The following is a 22,942-nucleotide window of genomic DNA, read 5'->3' on the forward strand; positions in this document are numbered from 1 at the left end:
TCAGATCATCCTCGGGAAGGTGCGCCCTTTCCTACGCCGCCTCACCGAGGCTCATCCACAGGTATTGATCATTGCTCCGCCGGTGTCGGGGTCGGTCTCGTAGTGGGCCTTGCCGCGGCGGGTCTCATCCATGCCGAGCACGGTGATCGGCTCGGGCTCACCGTCAAGGGCCGCATCGGCGGTCGTGGCCACCGCGGCGTGGCAGGTGTTCCAGGTGCAGCCGTAGGCGTCAGCGACCGCGACCACCGACCGGTCATCGTCGAGGACCGCGTGGGCCATCTCGGTCTTCGCCCGTAGCGTGATCCGGGCACGCGGTGGGACCGCTGGTGTCGCCTCGGTGAACGTCTTCTTCTCACATGAGTCGTTGGTGCACAGCCATTTTCGCTTCCGCCACACCATCAGCGGTCGTCCTGGCCCCATCTTGACATCACGCGGTCGGGTGATCACCCAACCGCGGTGGCCGGCAGTGGACCGGGTCTGGCACGTCGTGCACCGGCCGACCCAGTCCGGGGCGGTGCGGACCTCGAGCACCCGGACACCATCGTGACCGACGCGGACCGCATCGACGACGATGCCATCGAGACCGAGCAGCAAGGAACTATCGTTGGACAAGGCTCGCGCCCTTCTTGTGTTGGATGCGTGAAGAACACCCAGTTCACAAGGGCGCGAGCCCTCAATCAGTCACCGACACGATCCGAATCGGTCACCCCAGGACCCCCATCAAGTCGGAAGAGCCAGTTTGCCGCCGATTCAGCGTGATGAAAACAAGAGCAAAGCCGCTCCCACCTCTACCAAACAGTAGAACCAATTGGGATAGAACGGTGTCCGGCGGCGCTCGATGACGGCGGATAGCAGGCGCCCGAAAGCCATTCCGGCCAGGGCGGCCGCGGCGGTAAGTGTGATTCCAGCGCGGTACTCGGGATTGACGGCCGCGAAACCCAAGATTCCTGCCATGGCCACACCGAATCCGCCGTATACCGCGCGGACCTCCGACCGCGACGTTGAGGAGGTCAGCGTGATGCCGAGAGGTTGGGCCAGGGCTGTCGGTGCTGCGAGCGCGTAGAGGCCCATGGCCAGGAAAAAGACGGCGATGAAGGCTATTGCGAATACCGCCATTTCACTGCTCCTTGCTGTTGTGGGCGCCCTGGAGAAGTGCTCTCGGAGCTCATCGGTATTGCGCGGTCGACCGAGGAGCTATAGCGTTTCAGGTTCAGTTAAGGAAATTAACAGGAGGATACGCGGTGCGCAGCTATTCGTGCCTGCCAGTTGTTGCCGCGGTCGTAGCGGCCGGCCTGGTTGCCGGTATGCCAGTGGCCGGAGCGCAGTCGCGGGCGTTCGAGCTCACCGGCAACGGCACGTCGCTGGGTGACGGCGTCGCATTCGTGATGGGCGGAACCGGTATCCCGCAGCCGCCCCAGACTTACCTCGATGCTGTCGATGATCTGTTCTTGAGCCCGCACGGATTCGGTGGCGAGCTGGTGTCGTTGTTTACCCCGGAGAACGTCAGCGACACCTCGCGCGCGGTCGGCCTGCAGCTGCTCGAGAACGCGGTCGCTGAGCGACTCAACAGCGGCGAGGTCGACGCCGATCACCCGATCGTGGTGTTCGGCTATTCGCAGAGCTCCTCAATCTCCGTGGGGCTGATGCAGTGGCTCGGCGAACACGACGTGTCGAACGACCTTGTCCGGTTCGTGCTCATCGGTTCCCCGTCTACCAGCACCATCCCCACCGACCTGTATCACACCGACGTCTACAACTACGAGTACGACCCGGTCGCGTTCAAGCCGACCTACTTCAACCCGCTGGCGGACCTCAACTCCGCGCTGGGCTTCATCTACGGACACTCGGTGTATCTGAGTGCGACGCCCGAGCAGATCGCGAACGCAATCGAGTTGCCGACCGCGGATCCCGACTCGCTGACCACCTTCCACATGCTGCCGTCCGAGATCTTGCCGTTGTTGGCGCCGCTGCAGTTGTTTCCGATAATCGGGATGCCGCTTTATGAGCTTCTGGAACCCGTCACTCGGATCCTGGTGAATCTCGGCTACGGCAGCATCGACCACGGCTGGCCGCCGGGCGATGTCGATGTGGCCGCGGGATCCGGATTATTCCCGACCGACATCGATTTCGGCGAGCTACTCACCGCGTTGGGCAAGGGGGTCGTCGACGGGATCAACAATTCCATCGCCAGCTTGCTCGACCCCGACACCTACACGATTTACTCGTTGCAGGAGCACCCGTCGCTGGCCGGGATCGTCAACGAGGGATACCTCGCCGGCTATCTCGACTCGCCGCACCCATCGCTCGAAGAAGCGTTGACGGGTCTGTTCAATTTCTTGACCGCGTTCACCGATACGACCCCGTACGACATGCCTGACCCGATAGATCTCCTGGGCTAAGTGGGTATTCCCCGGAGAATTCCTTCGATCCGATCCAGCAGATTATTCGGGTCTTCGTCGGTGGCATCTTTCCAGGCGAGCAGGGCGTCGGCGAGGTTGCGCGGCTGGACGGTGAGGTGCAGGCCGAGTGTGACGGTGTCGGTGCTGTTGGAATCGGGGGTGTGGTAGGTGATTTCGGTCTGCAAGGAGTGGCCGTTGACCGGGTTGCGGAGCATCTTGGGGGTGATCGACTCGATGTGCTCGCGGCGGATTTCGGTCAGCTTGGAGCCGGGAGTGGACGACCGTAGGGTCAGTGCCGTTGGGGAAAAACACAGTGGGCATCGGCGCCACATGCGCAGAACGCTGAACAACGCCAACGGCATGACGCTCAGCAGGATAATGCCACCGATCCGGAACCACGCCGGATAGTCGGGATTTCGGCCCGCCGCAGTCATGGCCACCCCCATGAGCGGGATTATTGCTATGGCCATGTACGCGTTTCCCTCGAACCAGGGAACGTAGCGACAGATGACCTCATCGGCTGTGCGGTGAACGCCCGGGCGGAGAATCCGACGTTGGCCAACGAGGATGAGAAGTGCCGCGCACACGATCCCAAGGGTCCCGTACCACGGGAATCCGACCTGGGCGTCGGCTAGCGCCAACAGAAGCAGGAAGCCGCCGAAGCTGTACCGAATTACCCGTCCCCAGCGCCCTTTCGATGCATCACCCGCCATCAGCTGCCACCCTGCGTTCTGCCCACCGGGGTCCCGCCGCGATCGCTGCTCGGGCGCTGGCCCGCGGTGTCCGTGCGTATCGATAGCCAGATGTTCTTTCTGTCCACCGGTGAATCATGCAGCGCGGTCACCGTCAATTGCGCGATCAGGGTCTGCTGCTCGTTGGTGATGATCCGGGATCGGGACACGCTGTCGAGGCTGCCCGGTTCATGAGCGATCTGCATCGCAAGGACGCCCGCGTCGCCGGGGCCCTCGGTGGCCGTAGTGAGTTCCCGGTACAGTTCATGACATCCCGGCACCGATTGCAGCTGTTGCTCCGACAACATGGCGAATACCGCACCGGCGTCAAGGGATGCCTCGACGCGATGCAGCGTCAATACCGCATTGGTGCAGAAGTCGTTCATGCGTGGGTCGCTGCGACAGACCCACACGCCGATGCCGACCGCGGAGTCGAAGGGTTTCCAGTCTCTTGGGACGCCTACATCCACCACCAACCCGTCGAACCGGTCGACCGGGGAGACGGCGATGCCGTGCCCAGCCACGAACTCATCGAATTGCATGTTCCATGGCCCTATCCGAACCCGAACAGCGACTTTGCGCCCTGCGCGACGCTGCCTACTGCATCAGTGACCGGATCCCAGACGGACTCGACCCCCTTGGATGCAAGGTAGGCAGTACCGGCTCCGACAGTGGCGCCCACCACGACGCCTACCGCGGTTCCGGCACCAGGAACTATTGACCCGGCCAATGCTCCAGCCTGAGCGCCCGCCCACAGACCCGCTGCGACTCCGGCGCTCTCGCGGACGACGGCCTCGGTGAATGAGTTTCCGTCCTGGACGTCCGACATCACGGCGGGGACCGCGGCGGCCACTCCGGTCACGCGGGCGACCCGGGAGAATCCTCTGAGTTCGACACCGCCGATCTTCGGATCCTCGAACCATTTCAGCAGGCCCGGGTCGGGTGCACCTGGGCCCTTGGCGGGCCCCTTTGCGACCGTGTCGAGTACCGTCTGACGCACTCCTTCCGCGGTGCCGGCGATCGCACCTTCGGTGGCGATCAGCACATCTTTGAGCGACGGGACGAACCCGGGAGCATCGTCGGCGGCGCTACTGGGTGGCTCCGTCTCCGGTGGGTGATGGTTGTCCACCGGTGTTGCGCCGGGTATGTCCGCAGCGCCCGCGCTGCCGTCAACGCCATCTTCGGCGAAGCTGAGGCGATCTGACGCGGCGGCGGCGGTGGTGAGGTCGCGGGCGATGTCGGCCTCGGAGTCGACCAGGTTGTTGAGGCGGGTACGGATCGCGCTGGCGTGGCCGTCGGCGGCATGTTCTCGCACGTCGCGTTCCGCGACGGAACTGTAGGTCTGGGTGTCGGTGAGGGTGTAGTCGTCGTCGACGGTGAAACCATCACGGACAGCGGCATTCACCGCGTTGAGTACCGACTGTTTGTTGGTCTCCTGCTGGCTGCAGCACCGCCGGGCGATCTCGGCGGCGACCCGCAGTTGATCCGCCGGTGACCGCACTCTGACGGCATCGGATGCGGTGCGCTCCTGCATGCCGTGCGCGGCGCTGCCCTCCCACACGGTCCCGCCGGGGCGCACCGAGGCGTTGCGGACCTCGGCAAAGGCGTTCTCCCAGGCGTCGGCGAGCCGGGACCAGTTCTCGCCGGAGGCGTTGAGGCAGTCCCAACTCGCCGCCCTCACCTCGGACAGCGACGGCCAGCCATTGCTCAGCGTCATCGACGGCTACCCCGGCAGCCCGAGCCCACCGGCACCGCCGTCGACGTTTGGGAAACCGCCGGCCGGTGCGCTCAAGCCCACCGCCGCCAGTGCTGCGGCTCCACCGTCGTCCATAGCCTCGAAGTCGTTCGCCGCCACGGTGAGCTTGGCAGCGGTCGCCTGCATCCGGCTGGCAAGAACCTTGCCGACCCTGCCTGCACCGGCACTGACCGCCGTCGCCGCCGCCCCGCTGGACTGCCAGGAGGGCGCGGTCATCGTCGGCGGCGTCACCGCGACCTGACCGGCGAGTTGCTCGCAGCGCTGTGCCAGCGCGCGCAGGCCGTCCGGCACGACCCGAAGCCCCGGTGTGGTCACCCCGGAAGGCTAACGGGATCGGCAGTGATGGCCAATTCACCCGGCTTCAATCGAACAGCGTGGCGTGGCTGTGCTGGCGCTCCAGGTCCAGCAGTGCCCGCTTCCGGTCGATACCGCCGCCGTAGCCGGTCAGGCTGCCGTTGCTGCCGATGACGCGGTGGCACGGGACGATGATCGAGATCGGGTTGCGGCCGTTGGCCAACCCGACGGCCCGCGAAGCCGTCGGCGCCCCGATCTGCATGGCCAACTGGCCGTAGGAGCGGGTCTGGCCGTACGGGATCGTCAGCAAAGCGGTCCACACCCGCCGCTGAAACTCGGTGCCGGCCATGTGGTAGGTCAAGTCGAATTCGGTGAGGTCGCCCGCGAAATACGCCGCGAGTTGTTCGACGACGTCGGGGAAGGCGGTGTCGTCGCGTCGCCAACCGGTCTGGTCGGGGGCGTGGGAGTGGTCGAGCATCAGCAGATGGCTGAGCTTGCCGTCCTTACCGGCCAGGGTGAGCGGCCCGATCGGGCTGTCGATAATGCGTTGGCAGGTCATGCGATCTCCTTGGAGGCCGGGGGCCAGTCGTTCACGGCGTGATCGAGCGCTGTCCACAGATGCTGGGTGGCATACGACCGCCACGGACGCCAGCGGGCGGCGTGGCGGCTCAGCGCCTTTGGTTGGTCCGGTAAACCCAACTGACGGGCGGCCACCTGCACGCCCAGATCGGTTACCGGGAACGCATCGGGGTCGCCCAGCCCGCGCATCGCGATGACTTCCGCGGTCCAAGCGCCCACGCCGGGAAGCTCCAGCAGCGCATGCCGGGCCCGGTCCCAATCGCAGCCGGCGCCCAGGACGACGGTGCCGTCGGCCAACCCTGCGACCAGGGCAAGCAGGGTACGCCGCCGCGCCTGCGGCAGGGCGAGCTGGTCGGGGTCGATGTCGGCGAGCCGGTCCACCGAGGGAAAGACGTGCGTCAGCCCGCCGGCCTGATCGGTGATCTGCTCACCGTGGGCAAGCAGCAGTCGGCGTGCGTGGGTGCGGGCCGCTTTGATCGACACCTGCTGACTGAGCACCACCCGCACCGCCAGCTCGGCTTCATCGACCGTCCGGGGAATGCGCTGCCCCGGCGCCTTGGCCACGACCGGCGCGAATTCGGAGTCATCGGAGAGGGCTTCGACGACTGCTTCGGGGTCGGCGTCGAGGTCCAGCAGTCGTCGGCAGCGGGTGATCGCGGCGGTCAGGTCCCGGAAGTCGTCGAGTATCAGCCCGCATCGGACGTGATCGGTGGCCGGCATCAAGCTGACGATGCCGTTGCCGTGCGGCAGGCGAAGCGTGCGTCGGTAGGCGCCGTCGCGGACCTCCTCACAGCCGGGAACCGCGCACGCCGCCAGGTGCCCGAAGACCCCTTCGAACGCGAACGGGGTGCGTACCGGCAGCCGCAGTGACAGGGCGCCTGGGCCGTGGGCGTCCCGGTCTGGTCCGGGCGTGGTGCGGTCAGATGCCTTCTGCCGCAATGCCGTCGGGGTGTTGGCGTATACCACGCGGACGGTGTCGTTGAACTGCCGGATGCTGGCGAACCCGGCCGCGAACGCGACGTCGCTCAACGGCAGATCCGTCGTCTCGATCAAGATCCTGGCCGTCTGTGCCCGCTGGGCGCGGGCCAACGCCAGCGGGCCGGCGCCGACCTCGTCCTGCAGCAGGCGCTGCAACTGACGGGCCGAGTAGCCGAGGTGGCCGGCAAGCCCGGTCACCCCCTCCCGGTCCACCGTGCCATCGGCGATCAGGCGCATCGCCCGGCCCACGACGTCGCTGCGGATGTTCCACTCCGGAGACCCCGGTGCGGCATCGGGTCGGCAACGCTTGCAGGCCCGGAAACCGGCCCGGTGCGCGGCGGCGGCGCTGGGGTAGAACCGCACGTTGCGCGGCAGGGGAGGGCGCACCGGACAACTGGGGCGGCAATAGATTCCGGTTGTCAGCACCGCCGTGTAGAACCATCCGTCGAAGCGGGCATCGCTGGACTGCACGGCACGATAGCAGCGGTCGAAGTCGTCGTGCACGTTGTAACCATGGCACGCGCCGGCCGATGACACTAGCGGAAATGCGACACGATAGTGGGGGACCCGCGGCTTCCACCACGCGTCGGTATTCGCCAAGGGGCGTTACAACGGCCCGGCCAGCACGGTGGGCTGGTCGTAGCCGCGCAGCACCATCGACTCGCCCAGCACCCAATGCGCCTGCTCGTTGATGCTGGCGGAGCGCAGCGTCGCCGCCGTGGTCAACAGGGGAAGCTCCCGGGTCTTGGCCAACTCGGACAGCCGGGCCGCCTCGTTGACCGGTTCTCCGATCACCGTGTACTCGAAACGTTCTTTGGCACCGACATTCCCGGCGACGACCTGCCCGGCCGCGACACCGATGCCGGCCCGAATCTCGGGTACCTCCTCGGCCAGCCGGTACAGGATGCCGCGAGCGGCGGCAAGCGCTTCATCTTCGGGCTGATCGAGATGGTTCGGGGCGCCGAAGATCGCCAGTGTCGCATCGCCCTCGAACTTGTTGATCAGTCCCCGATGGCGGTCGACTTCATCGATGACCACCGCGAAGAATCGGTTGAGTAGGGCGACGACTTCGGTGGCGGGCTGAGCGGTCACGATCTGCGTGGATCCGACGATATCGACGAAAAGCACTGCGACATGGCGCTCTTCGCCGCCGAGTTGGATCCGGTCGCGTTCGGCGGCGGCGGCAACCTCGCGCCCGACATGACGACCGAACAGGTCGCGCACCCGCTCTCGTTCCCGCAGACCGCGCACCATCGCGTTGAAACCGCTCTGCAGCTCACCGAGTTCGGTGCCGTCGAACACCACCAGGTCACCTTGGAGATTCCCCTGCTCGACGCGTTTGAGCGCTGCGCGGACCACCCGCACCGGGGTTGCGGTGAGCCACGACAGAATCCACATCAGCAGAAATCCGAAGACCAGCGTCGCGACCGACACCATCAACACCGCGATACCGAACTGCGTCATGGTCAGGTTCTTCAACACCAGGGCGAAGAGCGCCGTCAGCGCGATACCCAGCACCGGCACGCCCGAGCTGAGCAGCCACACCATCATGGTGCGGCCCATGATGCCCGACAGGAACCGCCGCGGTGGCGGGCCCGCGGCCAGTGCCTGAGCGGCAACCGGCCGCAAGGCGAACTCGGTGAACAGGTAGCAGGCGGTGGCCACCAGGGTGCCGCAGATGCTCAAGGTGAACCCGATGATCGGGATGAAGACACTGTCGGCCAACCCGTAGAGCACGGTGAACAGCACGGTGGCGACACCCCACAGGGCCAGCACCACCTGCGCAACCCGCCAGGGCGTCTGGAAGGCGTTGCGCTCGTCCACCCGAGTCGGTTCGCGTTCCTTGATCGCCCAGCGCAACTTCATGATCGTGCGCCGGGTGATCCCATATGTACCACCGGCCAGGGCGGCCGTCACATAGAGGGGCACCAGCCCGTATGTCAGCCATGCCGGGGCGTCACTGAACACACTGGGCACCGGGAACGCCACGGTCACCAGCACGGCGGCGACGCCGACACCGATCAGGTTCGTCCCCACCATGACGACCGTCATGATGAACTGGATGCGAATCCGGCGCAGGTACTGACTTTCCGACACCCTGCCCAGCAGCCAGGAGCCGTATTCGGGTGTTTCGGGCAGCCGGCCGCTCTGGCGGGTCAGCAGCTCCAGGACGCGACCCAGGCGTTGCGCGGTCGTCATTGGCGGCTTCATCGTGGCGTAAGAATAGATGTTCGGAGCTGGCCCTAAAGTGGTTCGGATGCGACTCGTGATCGCCCGTTGCACTGTCGACTACGTCGGCCGACTCACCGCGCACCTGCCGTCGGCCCGGCGGCTACTGCTGCTGAAGGCCGATGGATCGGTCAGTGTGCACGCCGATGATCGTGCCTATAAGCCGCTGAACTGGATGAGCCCGCCGTGTCGGCTCACCGAGGAAGCCGGCGGCGAGTTCCCGGTGTGGGTGGTGGCGAACAAGACCGGTGACCAGTTGCGGATCACCATCGAAGAGATCGAACACGACTCCAGCCACGAACTCGGCGTCGACCCGGGTCTGGTCAAAGACGGTGTCGAGGCTCAACTGCAGGCGCTGCTCGCCGAGCACGTCGAGCTGCTCGGCGAGGGGTATTCCCTGGTGCGTCGCGAGTACATGACCGCGATCGGCCCGGTCGACCTGCTCTGCCGTGACGCGCAGGGACGCTCGGTGGCGGTGGAGATCAAGCGGCGCGGCGAGATCGACGGTGTCGAGCAGCTCACCCGCTACCTGGAATTGCTCAACCGGGACACGTTGCTGGCGCCGGTCAGCGGCGTATTCGCCGCCCAGCAGATCAAGCCGCAGGCCCGCACGCTGGCAACCGATCGCGGTATCCGTTGTCTGACACTGGATTACGACGCCATGCGAGGCATGAACAGCGACGAATACCGCTTGTTCTGATCAGCGGCCGGAATAGCCGGCAAAATTTGCGCGTTGGAGCGATCCATGAGTGTCAAGGATCTCTTCCAGCCGCTGACGGTCCGCTCGCTGACCGTTCCGAACCGCTTCGCGATGGCGCCGATGACCCGGCAGGCATCCCCCGGCGGAATCCCGGGCCGCGATGTCGCGGAGTACTACCGACGGCGCGCCGCCGGCGGTGTCGGCCTGATCATCACCGAAGGTATCCGGCTGCCCGACCCGGCTGCGGGCCACCCGTTCAGCGTGCCGGCCATCGCGGGCGAGGAGGTACTCGCCGGGTGGACGCGCGTCGTCGACGCCGTGCATTCCGAGGGCGCGACGATCGCCGCGCAGCTGTGGCACCAGGGCATCCAGCGCGATGACGCCGACGGTGTGGTGCCGGTCGGCCCCTCCGGTATCGACGGACGGGGTAACCCGCGAGGCCGGGCGCTGCAGGCCGAGGAACTCCCTGCGATCGCGGAGCTGTATGCGCACAGCGCCGCGACCGCGCGACACATCGGCTTCGACGCGGTCGAGATCCACGGCGCGCACGGCTATCTGCTCGACCAGTTCTTCTGGGAGCGAACAAATCGACGCACCGACGATTATGGTGGATCGCTGGCCGCGCGGACCCGCTTCCCGGCCGAGGTGGTCGCCGCGGTACGTGCCGCGGTGGGGCCGGATTACCCGGTCATCTTCCGCTTTTCGCAGTGGAAGGGCACCGATTACGCGGCGTCCATCGTCGACGACCCGACCCAGCTACAGGAGCTGCTGACGCCGTTGGTCGAGGCGGGGGTCGACGTGCTGCACCCCTCGACGCGCAGGCACGATGTTGCGGCGTTCCCCGACCACGACGCGAAGCTGAGTCTGGCCGGGTGGACCAAGAAGGTCACCGGGGTGCCGGTCATCGCGGTCGGATCGGTCGGGCTGAATACGCAGTTCCGCAGCGAAAAGCGCGGTGAGGTGATCCAACCCGCCCCCGTGGACCGGCTGGTCGAGCAGTTCGAAGCCGGGGAGTTCGACGTGGCGGCGGTCGGGCGCGCACTGCTGGCCGACCCGACCTGGGTCAACCGCCTCCGCCGGGGCGAACTGGACGGGTTCGGCGGCTACGACGCGGCCGCGGCGTTGGCGGCGCTGGCCTGACCTCGGCTGATGGCCGCTAGGCTGATCGGTATGGCTCGTGGCCGTCGTCCGTTGCACCGGGGGCAGCCGTCACGGCCGTTGCCGCTCTCACAGCGGATCGAGACCGGACCCGACGGGTTTGACTACGTCGTCGCGGCGATCGCCGGCTCGCGGGCCGTGAAGGTCTACCGGTGTCCGGGATGCGACCACGAGATTCGTCCCGGTATCGCGCATGTGGCGGTGTGGCCGCACGACTGCGGCGACGGCGACGACCGGCGGCACTGGCACACGTCGTGCTGGGCCCATCGCGCGACCCGGGCTCCCACCCGGAAGTGGTCCTGATCGCAGAGCGTCAGTGCGCCGCGGCGGTGGAGGCCGGCTCGACCAACTCGACGAGCACGCCGCCGGCATCCTTGGGGTGGATGAAGTTGATCCGGGAGTTCGAGGTGCCGCGCCGGGGCGCGTCGTAGAGCAGCCGCACGCCCTGCTCACGCAGCCGCTCGGAGAGCGTGTCGATGTCACTGGTGCGGTAGGCGAGCTGCTGCAGGCCCGGCCCACGTTTGTCCAGGAACTTCGCGATCGTCGACGTCTCATCGATCGGGGCCATCAGCTGAATCTGGGCACTGCCGACCGGGGCGCCGCGCACCGCCAGCATCGCCTCCACGATGCCCTGCTCCTCGTTGACCTCTTCGTGCAGCACGATCATGCCGAGCTGGTCGTGATACCACTTCTTGGCTGCTTCCAGGTCCGGCACGGCGATGCCGACATGGTCGATCGCCGTCACCAAGGCGGAGGCCAAGGCGGGACGTACCTCAAAAGAGCCAGCGACGGATTCGGTCGTCATAACGTAACGGTAACCTGAGCGGAAACATCGCGCTGCGCCGATCCACCTAGTTCGGCCACCCACACCCGCCCGGGAGGTAGTCATGACGACATCGGTGATCGTTGCTGGGGCACGCACCCCGATCGGCAAGCTGATGGGTTCGCTGAAGGATTTCTCCGGTAGCGACCTGGGTGCGATCGCGATCGCCGGTGCGCTGGAGAAGGCGAAGGTCCCGGCATCGCTGGTGCAGTACGTGATCATGGGCCAGGTGCTGACCGCTGGAGCGGGCCAGATGCCGGCGCGGCAGGCGGCGGTGGGCGGCGGCATCGGGTGGGACGTTCCGGCGCTGAGTATCAACAAGATGTGCCTGTCCGGAATCGACTCCATCGCGCTGGCTGACCAGCTGATTCGCGCCGGCGAGTTCGACGTGGTGGTGGCCGGGGGGCAAGAGTCCATGACCAAGGCGCCGCACCTGCTGATCGACAGCCGGTCGGGCTACAAGTACGGCGATGTGACCGTGCTGGACCACCTCGCCTACGACGGCCTGCACGACGTGTTCACCGACCAGCCGATGGGTGCCCTCACCGAGCAGCGCAACGAGGCCGACAAGTTCACCCGCGCCGAGCAGGACGAGTTTGCGGCCGAATCGCACCGCAAGGCCGCTGCCGCGTGGAAGGACGGCGTGTTCGCTGACGAGGTGGTGCCGGTGAAGATCCCGCAGCGCAAGGGGGATCCGCTGGAGTTCACCGAGGACGAGGGCATCCGTGCCAACACCACCGCGGAGTCGCTGGCCGGGCTCAAGCCGGCATTCCGCAAGGACGGCACCATCACCGCGGGCTCGTCGTCGCAGATCTCCGACGGCGCGGCCGCGGTGGTCGTGATGAGCAAAGCCAAGGCCCAGGAGCTGGGACTGGATTGGTTGTGCGAGATCGGCGCGCACGGCGTGGTGGCCGGGCCGGACTCGACCCTGCAGTCCCAGCCGGCCAACGCCATCAAGAAGGCCATTGCCCGCGAGGGCATCTCGGTCGACCAACTCGACGTGGTGGAGATCAACGAGGCGTTCGCGGCGGTGTCACTGGCCTCGACCCGCGAACTCGGGGTGAATCCGGACGTCGTCAACGTGCACGGCGGCGCGATCGCCGTCGGGCATCCGATCGGGATGTCCGGCGCGCGGATCACCCTGCACGCCGCCCTCGAGCTCAAGCGGCGCGGTTCGGGCTACGCGGTGGCCGCGTTGTGCGGTGCCGGCGGCCAGGGCGACGCGCTGATCCTGCGGGCCGGATAACCGTCTCCCTACGGTTGCGTAGGTTGCTGGAGACGCCCGAGCTCCGAGATGCCGCAGCCAAAGTGTGATTTTGGTCATAACGGGCTTCGGCGGTCAGGAACCGGCCCTCGGCACCGCCGCGGCGGCGTGACAGACTTGACGGCGTGACTCGCCCTCGCCCCCCGATCGGCCCGGCGTTGGCCGGAGCAGTGGATTTGTCCGGTCTCAAGCGCTCGGCCCAGCCCGGTGGCCCCGGCGGTGACGGTTCGGCGCCGCAGGGGGCCACCGAGATCACCGAGGCCAATTTCGAAGAGGACGTGCTGGTCCGGTCCAACCAGGTGCCGGTGGTGGTGCTGCTGTGGTCGCCGCGCAGCGAAGCCTGCGTCCAGCTGGCCGAGACCCTGGCCGGGCTGGCCACCGGTGACGGCGGCAGATGGTCGCTGGCCACCGTCAACGTCGATGTCGCCCCGCGGGTGGCGCAGGTCTTCGGTGTGGAAGCGGTGCCCACCGTGGTGGCATTGGCCGCCGGCCAGCCGATCACCAGCTTTCAGGGTGTTCAGCCACCCGAGCAACTGCGCCGCTGGGTCGATTCGCTGCTGTCGGCCACTGCGGGCAAGCTTTCCGGAGGCGGAGACTCCGAGCAGGCGGCCCCGGTCGACCCGGCGCTGGCGCAGGCCCGTGAGCAACTCGACGCCGGTGACTTCGCCGCGGCCCGCGACTCCTATCAGGCGCTGCTGGATGCCGACCCCAACCACGTCGAAGCCAAGGCGGCGTTGCGCCAGCTCATCTTTCTGGAACGCGCGACCAGCCGACCAGCGGACGCGCCGGCCTTGGCCGACGCCGCGCCAGACGACATCGAGGCAGCCCTCGCCGCGGCTGATGTGCAGATCCTCAACCAGGATGTCACCGCCGCGTTCGACCGGCTGATCGGATTGGTGCGACGGACTTCCGGTGACGAGCGCGCAGAAGTGCGGACCCGGCTGGTCGAGCTGTTCGAGCTGTTCGACCCGGCTGACCCCGAGGTCATCGCGGGCCGGCGCAACCTGGCCAACGCGTTGTACTGATTCCCGCCGCTATTCGGGCGCCAGCCACAGGGCGGACAGGGCCGGCAGCACCAGCACCGCCGAGGCGGGCCGGCCGTGCCACGGAGCGTCGGTCGCCTCGACCCCGCCCAGGTTGCCCGCCCCCGAACCCCGGTAGGCGATCGCATCGGTGTTGAGCACCTCGCGCCACCGCCCGGCGCGCGGCAGGCCCAGGTGGTAGTCGGCATGTTCGACGCCGGCGAAGTTGAACACACAGGCCAGCATCGAACCGTCTGCGCCGTAACGCAGAAAGCTCAACACGTTGTTGGTCGAGTCGTTGGCGTCGATCCAGGAGTAGCCGCGCGGGTCGGCGTCCTGGCTCCACAAGGCGGGCAGCGCGCGGTAGTGGGCGTTGATGTCGCCGACCAGGCGCAGGATGCCGGCGGAGTAGCCGTCCGCTTCGAGCTCCGGGTCGAGCTGGAACCAGTCGACGCCGCGCTCGTTGCACCATTCACTGCGCTGCCCGAATTCCTGACCCATGAACAACAGTTGCTTGCCCGGATGCGCCCACTGGTAGGCCAGCAGGGTGCGCAGGCCCGCCGCCTTGCGGTAGTCGTCGCCGGGCATCCGCGACCACAGCGTGCCCTTGCCGTGCACCACCTCGTCGTGGCTGATCGGCAGCACGAAGTTCTCGCTGTAGGCGTACAGCATGGAAAACGTCATGTTGTGATGGTGGTAGCTGCGGTGCACCGGGTCGTGACCGAGATAGGCCAGGGTGTCGTGCATCCAGCCCATGTTCCACTTCATCGAAAAGCCAAGGCCGCCAAGGCTGGTGTCGCGGGTTACCCCCGGCCAGGAGGTGGATTCCTCGGCGATGGTCACGATTCCCGGCGCGACCCGGTGGGCGGTCGCGTTGAGCTCCTGCAGGAATTGCACCGCCTCCAGGTTCTCGCGGCCGCCGTGGATATTGGGGGTCCAACCGCCCTCCGGCCGCGAGTAATCCAGGTAGAGCATCGATGCCACCGCGTCCACCCGCAGCCCGTCGACGTGGAACTCGGTCAGCCAGTACAGCGCGTTGGCGACCAGGAAGTTGCGCACCTCGGGCCGGCCGAAGTCGAAGACGTAGGTGCCCCAGTCGAGTTGCTCGCCCCGTCGCGGATCGGCGTGCTCGTAAAGCGGGGTGCCGTCGAAGCGGCCGAGCGCCCAATCGTCCTTGGGAAAATGGGCCGGCACCCAGTCCACGATCACGCCGATACCCGCGCGGTGCAGCGCGTCGACCAAAGCCCGGAAATCGTCGGGTGTGCCGAATCGTGCCGTCGGAGCGTAGTACGACGTCACCTGGTATCCCCACGACCCGCCGAACGGGTGCTCGGCGACCGGCAACAACTCGACATGAGTGAAGCCGTGCTGCACAACGTATTCCGTCAGCTCCGACGCGAGTTGGCGATAGTCGAGGCCGGGCCGCCACGACCCCAGGTGCACCTCGTAGGTGCTCATCGGTTCGGCCACCGGGTTTCGCCGGGCGCGCTGCGCCATCCAGTCCGCGTCATTCCAGCTGTAGACGCTCTGCGTCACGCGCGACGCGGTTCGCGGCGGGACCTCGGTGGCGAAGGCGAACGGATCGGCGCGGTCGCTGACGGTGCCGTCGGCGCCATGAATGCGGAACTTGTAGAGGCCACCGGCGGGGAAGTCGGGCCAGAACACCTCCCAGACCCCCGAGGAACCCAGCGCCCGCAGCGGGGCGTCGTTGCCGTTCCAGCCGTTGAAGTCACCGATCAGGCCGACGCCGGTGGCGTTGGGCGCCCACACCGCGAACGACACGCCGCGAACCTCGCCGTCGGCAGTGGTCAATGTGCGGGGATGGGCGCCCATCACGTCCCAGAGCCGTTCGTGGCGCCCCTCGGCGAACAGGTGCAGGTCCATCTCGCCCAGAGTCGGCGCGAAGCGGTAACCGTCGGCAATCGTGCAGATTCCGGTGGGCTCGGCGAATTGCGCGGTGTCGGGGTAGTGCACCTCGAGGCGGTAGTCGGTCAGGCCGGTCAGTGGCAGGGCCGCCGCGAACAACCCGGAACCGAGCGCTCGCATCGGGAACCGGCCGGCGCCGACGAGCACCACGACGCGGCGCGCACGCGGTCGCAAAGCGCGAACCACGGTGACGTCGCCGCATTCGTGGGCACCCAGAATCGCGTGCGGGTCGTGGTGCTGCCCGGCCAGGAGCCGGGCCAGATCCGCGCCCTCGGGCGCCAGGTGTCGGGCCAACGTGCTCACCTGCGACGCAGTAGTTCGGAGCGGGCGTGGGCGTTGATCGGCGGCATGTTGACGATGTGGGCGACCGCCCGCGCCGGGTCGAGACGCACCCAATTCTCCTGCCCCCAGTGGTAGTCCTCGCCGGTGATCTGGTCACGCACCCAGAACCGTTGGTAGTCCTCCATTCCCAGCGCCCACATGTCCAGCCGCAGCGTCGCGTGCTCGGGAGCGTAGGGGTTCAGCGTGACCACCACCAGCACGGTGTCACCGCTGTCCGGATCGAACTTGCTGTATGCCAGCAGAGCGTCGTTGTCGACGTGGTGGAAGTGCACGGTGCGCAGTTGACTCAGTGCCGGATGCATCCGGCGGATCTCATTGAGACGGGCGATGAACGGCTCCAGAGACCTGCCCTCTGCGACAGCGGCGGCGAAATCACGAGGACGCAGTTCGTACTTCTCCGAGTCCAGGTATTCCTCGCTGCCCTCGTGCAGCGCGCGGTCTTCGAACAATTCGAAGCCCGAGTACACCCCCCACGTCGGGCTCAGGGTTGCCGCCAGCACCGCGCGGATGGCGAACATGCCGGGACCGCCCGACTGCAGGCTGGCGTGCAGGATGTCGGGGGTGTTGACGAACAGATTCGGCCGACGGTAGTCGGCGAGTTCGGCGATCTGCCGGCCGAACTCGGTGAGTTCGGCTTTCGTCGTCCGCCAGGTGAAGTACGTGTAGGACTGGGTGAAGCCCAGTTTGGCCAGCCCGTACTGGCGCGCCGGAGGGGTGAACGCTTCGGACAGGAACAGCACGTCGGGGTCGATGTTCTTGACCGCGGCGATCAGCCAGATCCAGAAGTCCGGTGGCTTGGTGTGGGGATTGTCGACGCGAAAGACCTTGACCCCGTGATCCATCCAGAACCGGACCACCCGCAGCACCTCGGCATACAGCCCGGCCGGGTCGTTGTCGAAGTTCAGCGGATAGATGTCCTGATACTTCTTCGGTGGGTTCTCGGCATAGGCGATGGTGCCGTCGGGCAACTCGGTGAACCATTCCCGGTGCTGGCTGGCCCAGGGGTGATCCGGCGCGCACTGCAATGCCAGATCCAACGCCACCTCGAGGTTCAGCCGGCCGGCGGCCACCACGAAGGCGTCGAAGTCGTCGATGGTGCCCAGATCCGGGTGTACCGCGTCGTGACCGCCCTCGGCGCTGCCGATGGCCCACGGCGAACCGACATCGCCGGGCTCGGCGGTCGCGGAGTTGTTGCGGCCCTTGCGGTGCACCCGGCCGATCGGGTGGATCGGCGGCAGGTAGACCACGTCGAAACCCATCTCGGCGATCCGCGGCAGTGCCGCCGCCGCGGTGGCGAGTGTCCCGTGCACCGGGCGGCCGTGGGCATCCCAACCCCCGGTCGAGCGGGGGAACATCTCATACCACGCCCCGCGGCGGGCCAGCGGCCGATCCACCCACACCTGGTGTTCCTGGCCGTGGGTGACCAGCTCTCGCAACGGATGGCGGGCCAGCAGTTCGTCGACTTCCGCCGAGAGGGCCGGGGCGGCCCGGGGAACCGGATCACCGGGAGTGCGCAGGGCGGCGGCGGCCGCCTGCACCGGCCGGCGTTGGGCGCGCGGCATGGCCGCCGCCGCGCGGTCGAACAGCGCGGCGCCGATCAACAAATCGTTGGAGAGCTCCGCTTCGCCCTGGCCGGCGTCGAGCTTGGCGGTCACGGCGCTGCGCCAACTCTGCAGCGGATCACCCCAGCCCTCCACGCGGAAGGTCCACAGCCCGACGGCGTCGGGGGTGAAGCTGGCGTGGAACACGTAGGCGTCGAATCCGGTCTGCATCCGGATGTGCAGCGGCGCCGAGCCGGCCTCGGGTGAGCTCACCGGCGCTTCCCCGGGCCGCGGATAGTGCCGCCCCAGGTAGCGCACCACCAGGGTCGCGGCGACCGCCTCGTGGCCCTCCCGCCACACGGTGGCCTTCACCGGCACCGTCTCGCCGACCACGGCCTTGGCCGGATAGCGGCCGCACGAGATGACCGGTTCGACGTCGTCGACCTCGACCCGACCAGGCACTCACACTCCGTTCGTTGGGGCTACCGTTGCCCACGGTAATGGGCCGTCGACGCCGGCCGGCAGGAAGCGTCCGGTTCGCAACCGAATCGTGTGGTCCGCGGCGGCGGTCCCAGCTTCGCCTCGCCTCCGCCGCCCCTTCGGGTCGACTCCGGCGAGACTCGCTGAACCGCTGGCCTGTTTCGGCGGTCCCAGCTTCGCCTCGCCTTCGCCGCCCCTTCGGGTCGACTCCGGCGAGACTCGCTGAACCGCTGGCCTGTTTCGGCGGTCCCAGCTTCGGCTCGCCTTCGCCGCCCCTTCGGGTCGACTCCGGCGAGACTCGCTGAACCGCTGGCCTGTTTCGGCGGTCCCAGCTTCGGCTCGCCTTCGCCGCCCCTTCGGGTCGACTCCGGCGAGACTCGCTGAACCGCTGGCCTGTTTCGGCGGTCCCAGCTTCGGCTCGCCTTCGCCGCCCCTTCGGGTCGACTCCGGCGAGACTCGCTGAACCGCCGTAAGGTGGTGACGCGTGAAAGCTCTCCGCCGGTTCACCGTTCGTGCCCATCTTCCCGAGCGGCTGCGGGCACTCGAGGAACTGTCGATGAACCTGCGCTGGTCGTGGGAGCAGCCGACCCAGGAGCTCTTCGCTGCCATCGACCCGGAGTTGTGGGCCGGATGCGGCCGCGATCCGGTGGCGCTGCTGGGCGCGGTGAGCCCCAACCGGCTCGATGAACTGGCCACCGACGACGCGTTCACCGGCCGGCTCGACGCCCTGTCGGCCGACCTCGACGACTACCTGACCCAGCCCAGGTGGTATCAGCACCAGCGGGACGGCGGCGCGGAACTGCCTGCCGCCATCGCGTACTTCTCGATGGAGTTCGGGGTCGCCGAAGCCCTGCCCAACTACTCGGGCGGCTTGGGGATCTTGGCCGGGGATCACCTGAAGTCGGCGTCGGATCTGGGCGTACCGCTGATCGCGGTCGGCCTGCACTACCGCTCCGGATATTTCCGCCAATCGCTGACCGCCGACGGCTGGCAACGCGAGACCTATCCCGCGCTGGACCCGCAGGGACTGCCATTGCGGCTGCTGTCCGATCCGAACAGTCCCGCGGCTGACCCGGTTCTGATCGAGGTGGCGCTGCCCGGTGTGGGCCGGTTGCGCGCGCGGATCTGGGTGGCACAGGTCGGCCGGGTACCGCTGCTGCTGCTGGACTCCGATATCGGCGAGAACGAGCATCAGCTGCGCGGCGTCACCGACCGGTTGTACGGCGGCGACCAGGAGCACCGGATCCGTCAGGAGATTCTGGCCGGGATCGGCGGGGTGCGCGCGATCCGGGCGTTCACCGCGCTCAAGGGCATCCCCGCGCCCGAGGTCTTCCACATGAACGAGGGGCACGCCGGCTTCCTCGGCATTGAACGCATCCGTGAGCTGATGGCCGAAGACGGCCTGGATTTCGACACCGCGCTGGCCGTGGTGCGCTCGGCGACGGTGTTCACCACCCACACCCCGGTGCCGGCCGGGATCGACCGGTTCGGCGTCGATATGGTGCGCCGCTACTTCGACGGTGACGCTCTGGCCCCCGGTGTGCCCGTCGAGCGGATCATCGAGCTGGGCGCCGAAGACGAGCCCGGCGCGTTCAACATGGCCCACATGGGTCTGCGGCTGGCCCAGCGCGCCAACGGGGTTTCGCGGCTGCACGGCCGGGTCAGCCGGGCCATGTTCAACGGCCTGTGGCCCGGTTTCGACGCTGACGAGGTGCCGATCGGCTCGATCACCAACGGCGTGCACGCACCGAGCTGGGCGGCTCCGCCGTGGCTGCAGCTCGGCCGCGACCTGGCCGAAGCGGATTCGTTCAGTGAGCCCGCGGCCTGGCAGCGCCTCCAAGAGGTTGATCCGGTCGCGCTGTGGTCGATCCGCTCCCGGCTGCGGTCGCTGCTCGTTGATGAGGTCAGGTTGCGACTGCTGCAGTCTGGGCTGGAACGCGGGGCTTCCGAGGCCGAATTAGGGTGGATTGCAACAGCATTCGATCCCGATGTGCTGACCATCGGCTTCGCCCGCCGGGTGCCGACCTACAAGCGGTTGACATTGATGCTGCGCGACCCCGACCGGTTGGAGCAGCTGCTGCTCGACGAGCAGCGGCCGGTCCAGCTGATCGTCGCCGGCAAGTCCCATCCGGCCGATGATGACGGCAAGGCGCTGATCCAGCAGGTGGTGCGCTTCGCCGACCGTCCGGAAGTGCGCCACCGCGTCGCGTTCTTGCCCGACTACGACATGTCGATGGCCCGGCGGCTTTACGCCGGATGCGATGTGTGGCTGAACAATCCGCTGCGACCGCTGGAGGCGTGCGGCACCTCGGGGATGAAAAGTGCGCTCAACGGCGGATTGAACCTGTCCATCCGCGACGGCTGGTGGGACGAGTGGTTCGACGGCGAGAACGGCTGGGCGATACCCACCGCCGACGGGGTGGCAGACGAGAACCGCCGCGACGATCTGGAGGCCGCGGCGCTCTATGACCTGTTAGCCCACTCGGTGGTGCCGAAGTTCTATGACCGCGACGAACGTGGTGTGCCGCCGCGGTGGATCGAGATGGTGCACCACACGCTGCAGACCCTCGGACCGAAGGTGCTGGCCTCGCGGATGGTGCGCGACTACGTCGAGCAGTGTTACGCCCCGGCGGCGCAGTCGATGCGGCGTACCTGCGCACCGATCGACGGCGTGCCGTACGGTGCGGCTCGACAACTGGCTGACTACCGCAACCGAGTGGAGCGGGCCTGGCCGCAAATCGAGATCACCGACGTCGACAGCACCGGACTGCCCGACAGCCCATTGCTGGGTTCGGAGCTGACGCTGACCGCCACGGTTCGGTTGGCCGGCCTGGCGCCCGACGAGGTGACGGTGCAAGCGGTGCTGGGCCGGGTGGACTCCGGTGACAGCCTGTTGGAACCGGTGACCGTGATGATGACGCACGAGCGCACCGCCCCCGACGGAACCGCGGTGTTCTCGACGACCACCCCGCTACCGGTGGCCGGCTCGGTGGGTTACACCGTGCGGGTGCTGCCCAGCCATCCCTTGCTGTCCGGCGACGCCGAGCTGGGCTTGGTGACCTTGGCCTGAGGCCGGCGGCCTGCCGGGCTCAGGGACGGTTCTGGCCGGCGGTTCCGGTAGTGCCGGGGGTCCCGTCTGCGCCACCGTCACCACCGGCGCCACCGTTGCCGCCGGTGTACTGCTCGGCGGTGCCGTTACCACCGTCGCCGCCGTCGCCGCCGGCGCCGTTGCCATTCGGGCCTACGGATCCGCCGTTGCCGCCCTGCCCGCCGTCGCCGCCGAAGCCCCAATTAGTGCCGTTGCCGCCGTCACCGCCGTTTCCGCCGGCGGTGCCGTCGCCGCCGTTGCCGCCGTTGCCTCCGGCGCCGCCACCGCCGTTGTTGACATCCGCGCGGGCATCGCCGTTGCCGCCGTTGCCACCGCGACCGCCATCGGCGCCGACTCCGGTACCACCGTTGCCGCCGTTGCCACCGTTTCCGCCGTAGACGTGACCGCCATCGCCGCCATTGCCCCCGGCGCCACCGTCGGCGCCGGCATAGCCGCCGGCACCGCCTCGACCTCCGCTGCTGGCGGTCGTGCTCCAACCGCCCTGGCCACCGTTGCCACCGTCGCCGCCGTGGCCGGCGGAGCTGCCGGGGGCGCCTGCTCCGCCGCCCCCGCCGCCCCCGTAGTAGCCGGTGCCATCGGCATATTGGTGACTGATGCTGCCGCCGGCGCCTCCGGCGCCGCCTTTACCGCCGGCGAAGCCGTCAACCGAACCGCCGTTGCCGCCGTTGCCGCCGGCGCCTCCAACGCCGTTGGCGGGCTGTTGGGAACCGCCGGCACCGCCGTAGCCGCCCCACCCGGCGTCTCCATTGGTGCCGGCGTTGCCGCCCTTGCCGCCGTCACCGCCGGCACCGTTCATGCTGTCGCCGCCGTTGCCCCCGTCGCCGGCGTGGCCGCCCACCCCAGCACTGCCACCGTCACCGCCATTGCCGGCGTGCAGACCGCCCAGGAGGCTGACGCCGCCCTCGCCGCCGTCACCGGCGGTACCAAAGTCACCGGCACTGCCGCCGTTGCCGCCGTTGCCGCCGTCGCCGCCACGGCCTTCCGGAATGCCCGGGGCGCCGACGCCGGCGGCGAGACCGCGACCGCCGTCGCCGCCGTTTCCGGCGTTGCCGGCGCCGTCCGCATTGCCGCCGTCGCCACCGGCTCCACCGCTGCCGCCGTTGCCGGCGCTGCCTACCGGGACGCTGACGCCGTCGGTGTTCCCGTGGTAGTTGCCGCCCAGGAAACCGAAGCCACCGTTTCCGCCGTTCCCGGCGGTGCCACCAGTGCCGGCGCTGCCGCCGTCCCCGCCGTTGCCACCGTTTCCGGCATCCCCACCGTTATGGCCCGCGCCGCCTTCGCCGCCCCAGCCACCGGTGCCGCCGGTGCCGCCCCAGCCGCCGGCACCGGCGTTGCCGCCGTTTCCACCGTTGCCGCCGTCACCGCCGGCCCCGGCGACGCCGAACCGGATGGGATCAGACGGGCTGGCCCAGCCGAAGGAGGTGCCCCCGCCCTGGCCGCCGTCGCCGGCATTGCCGCCTGCTCCGGCGTGGCCGCCAGCACCGGTGTCGCCGCCCTGGCCCCCGTTGCCCCCGTCGCCGGCGTTGCCGCCCGCACCGGCGTTGCCGACCGTTCCGCTGGTTCCGAAGAGCCCGCTCGCGCCGGAAAGTCCACCGCGCGCGCCCCAACCCC

General features: G+C 68.1%; 19 protein-coding genes and 1 pseudogene. 7 read left to right on the forward strand and 13 right to left on the reverse strand.

The annotated features are described in order from the left end of the window. Positions 1 to 51: 51 nt before the first annotated feature. On the reverse strand, positions 52 to 612 hold the full coding sequence (locus BST28_RS21255) for a helix-turn-helix domain-containing protein (protein WP_109560758.1): 561 nt from the start codon (positions 610 to 612) through the stop codon (positions 52 to 54). 138 nt (positions 613 to 750) lie between these two features. After that, positions 751 to 1,116 carry a DUF4345 domain-containing protein gene (locus BST28_RS21260; protein WP_065288997.1) on the reverse strand — a complete coding sequence of 122 codons (366 nt, stop codon included), beginning with the start codon at positions 1,114 to 1,116 and terminating at the stop codon, positions 751 to 753. A 188-nt stretch (positions 1,117 to 1,304) separates the two neighbouring features. On the opposite strand from BST28_RS21260, the gene BST28_RS21265 reads away from it, so the two are divergent. After that, complete coding sequence (locus BST28_RS21265) at positions 1,305 to 2,399, forward strand: PE-PPE domain-containing protein (RefSeq protein WP_234808366.1); 1,095 nt, start codon at positions 1,305 to 1,307, stop codon at positions 2,397 to 2,399. Here BST28_RS21265 and BST28_RS21270 read toward each other — a convergent pair. The 7 genes from BST28_RS21270 to BST28_RS21300 form a co-directional block, all read right to left on the reverse strand. Beyond that, positions 2,396 to 3,112, reverse strand: a complete 717-nt coding sequence (locus BST28_RS21270) for a hypothetical protein (RefSeq protein ID WP_083082939.1) — start codon at positions 3,110 to 3,112, stop codon at positions 2,396 to 2,398. The genes BST28_RS21265 and BST28_RS21270 overlap by 4 nt on opposite strands. Continuing rightward, positions 3,112 to 3,672: an LpqN/LpqT family lipoprotein gene (locus tag BST28_RS21275; protein ID WP_083082941.1), complete on the reverse strand. Its 561-nt coding sequence runs from the start codon at positions 3,670 to 3,672 to the stop codon at positions 3,112 to 3,114. The genes BST28_RS21270 and BST28_RS21275 overlap by 1 nt, the downstream gene beginning before the upstream one ends. An 11-nt stretch (positions 3,673 to 3,683) precedes the next feature. After that, entirely contained in the window at positions 3,684 to 4,847 is a 1,164-nt protein-coding gene (locus BST28_RS21280; protein ID WP_083082944.1) for a hypothetical protein, read from the reverse strand. 6 nt (positions 4,848 to 4,853) lie between these two features. Continuing rightward, a complete protein-coding gene (locus tag BST28_RS21285) occupies positions 4,854 to 5,201 on the reverse strand; it encodes a type VII secretion target (RefSeq protein ID WP_083082946.1) in 348 nt (115 codons plus the stop codon). 46 nt (positions 5,202 to 5,247) lie between these two features. After that, entirely contained in the window at positions 5,248 to 5,739 is a 492-nt protein-coding gene (locus BST28_RS21290) for a methylated-DNA--[protein]-cysteine S-methyltransferase (protein ID WP_065288994.1), read from the reverse strand. After that, a complete protein-coding gene (locus BST28_RS21295; RefSeq protein ID WP_083082949.1) occupies positions 5,736 to 7,241 on the reverse strand; it encodes a DNA-3-methyladenine glycosylase 2 family protein in 1,506 nt (501 codons plus the stop codon). The genes BST28_RS21290 and BST28_RS21295 overlap by 4 nt, the downstream gene beginning before the upstream one ends. Before the next feature lie 102 nt (positions 7,242 to 7,343). Further along, on the reverse strand, positions 7,344 to 8,948 hold the full coding sequence (locus BST28_RS21300; protein WP_029249031.1) for an adenylate/guanylate cyclase domain-containing protein: 1,605 nt from the start codon (positions 8,946 to 8,948) through the stop codon (positions 7,344 to 7,346). A 46-nt stretch (positions 8,949 to 8,994) separates the two neighbouring features. Between BST28_RS21300 and nucS the strand changes: the two genes are divergently transcribed. From nucS to BST28_RS21315, 3 genes are read left to right on the forward strand one after another with little or no spacing between them, the layout of a single operon-like run. Beyond that, positions 8,995 to 9,666, forward strand: coding sequence for an endonuclease NucS (gene nucS, locus BST28_RS21305; RefSeq protein ID WP_019736209.1), 672 nt, complete (start codon positions 8,995 to 8,997; stop codon positions 9,664 to 9,666). 45 nt (positions 9,667 to 9,711) lie between these two features. Next, the gene (locus BST28_RS21310; RefSeq protein WP_083082951.1) at positions 9,712 to 10,806 is read left to right on the forward strand and encodes an NADH:flavin oxidoreductase; all 1,095 of its coding nucleotides are present in this window, start codon (positions 9,712 to 9,714) and stop codon (positions 10,804 to 10,806) included. A 30-nt stretch (positions 10,807 to 10,836) separates the two neighbouring features. Then, positions 10,837 to 11,127, forward strand: a complete 291-nt coding sequence (locus BST28_RS21315; RefSeq protein ID WP_083082952.1) for an Rv1322 family protein — start codon at positions 10,837 to 10,839, stop codon at positions 11,125 to 11,127. Positions 11,128 to 11,137: 10 nt separating this feature from the next. Here the strand turns inward: BST28_RS21315 and mce are convergent, their stop codons facing one another. Then, complete coding sequence (mce, locus tag BST28_RS21320; protein WP_083082955.1) at positions 11,138 to 11,629, reverse strand: methylmalonyl-CoA epimerase; 492 nt, start codon at positions 11,627 to 11,629, stop codon at positions 11,138 to 11,140. A gap of 82 nt (positions 11,630 to 11,711) precedes the next feature. Between mce and BST28_RS21325 the strand changes: the two genes are divergently transcribed. Both BST28_RS21325 and BST28_RS21330 read left to right on the forward strand, forming a co-directional pair. Continuing rightward, complete coding sequence (locus BST28_RS21325) at positions 11,712 to 12,893, forward strand: acetyl-CoA C-acetyltransferase (protein ID WP_065288988.1); 1,182 nt, start codon at positions 11,712 to 11,714, stop codon at positions 12,891 to 12,893. 143 nt (positions 12,894 to 13,036) lie between these two features. After that, positions 13,037 to 13,936 carry a tetratricopeptide repeat protein gene (locus tag BST28_RS21330; protein ID WP_083082957.1) on the forward strand — a complete coding sequence of 300 codons (900 nt, stop codon included), beginning with the start codon at positions 13,037 to 13,039 and terminating at the stop codon, positions 13,934 to 13,936. Positions 13,937 to 13,945: 9 nt separating this feature from the next. On the opposite strand, the gene glgB is transcribed toward BST28_RS21330, so the two are convergent. Together glgB and BST28_RS21340 are read right to left on the reverse strand one after the other, a co-directional pair. Further along, positions 13,946 to 16,162: a 1,4-alpha-glucan branching protein GlgB gene (gene glgB, locus BST28_RS21335; RefSeq protein WP_083082958.1), complete on the reverse strand. Its 2,217-nt coding sequence runs from the start codon at positions 16,160 to 16,162 to the stop codon at positions 13,946 to 13,948. Then, positions 16,159 to 18,204 carry an alpha-1,4-glucan--maltose-1-phosphate maltosyltransferase gene (locus BST28_RS21340; RefSeq protein ID WP_065288985.1) on the reverse strand — a complete coding sequence of 682 codons (2,046 nt, stop codon included), beginning with the start codon at positions 18,202 to 18,204 and terminating at the stop codon, positions 16,159 to 16,161. The genes glgB and BST28_RS21340 overlap by 4 nt, the downstream gene beginning before the upstream one ends. A gap of 502 nt (positions 18,205 to 18,706) precedes the next feature. On the opposite strand from BST28_RS21340, the gene glgP reads away from it, so the two are divergent. After that, positions 18,707 to 21,292, forward strand: a complete 2,586-nt coding sequence (gene glgP / locus BST28_RS21345; protein ID WP_065288984.1) for an alpha-glucan family phosphorylase — start codon at positions 18,707 to 18,709, stop codon at positions 21,290 to 21,292. 19 nt (positions 21,293 to 21,311) lie between these two features. On the opposite strand, the pseudogene BST28_RS24265 reads toward glgP, so the two are convergent. After that, positions 21,312 to 22,942 (reverse strand): annotated as a pseudogene (locus BST28_RS24265) (PE family protein); the annotation flags it as partial.

Source organism: Mycolicibacter kumamotonensis, assembly GCF_002086285.1.
GTDB classification, from domain to species: Bacteria; Actinomycetota; Actinomycetes; order Mycobacteriales; family Mycobacteriaceae; genus Mycobacterium; species Mycobacterium kumamotonense.